This is a genomic window from Bacillus cereus group sp. BfR-BA-01355, assembly GCF_022663675.1.
Classification (GTDB): Bacteria; Bacillota; Bacilli; order Bacillales; family Bacillaceae_G; genus Bacillus_A; species Bacillus_A thuringiensis_S.
On record NZ_JAKUFY010000452.1, the window covers coordinates 1 to 228 of the forward strand.

The following is a 228-nucleotide window of genomic DNA, read 5'->3' on the forward strand; positions in this document are numbered from 1 at the left end:
GCAATAAGTTTATTCACTAATGGGTATTCTGCTTGTAATGCCCCTATTTCTTTCATTTTGTTTCCTCCTTATATCCTTGTAGCTCACCATATAATAAATTATAATTAAATTTATTTTAATATAATTTAATAACCCTTGAGGAGATTTTCATTATGGAAAATATAGATATTGGTAAAAAAATTGAAAAACAAAGAAAAGAAAAAGGTTTAACTAGTAAAGAACTAGCAA

At 25.0% G+C, this 228-nt stretch carries 1 pseudogene; it reads left to right on the forward strand.

What is annotated here, in order from left to right:
- Window positions 1-152 precede the first annotated feature (152 nt).
- Window positions 153-228 (forward strand): annotated as a pseudogene (locus MR167_RS32440) (DNA-binding protein); the annotation flags it as partial.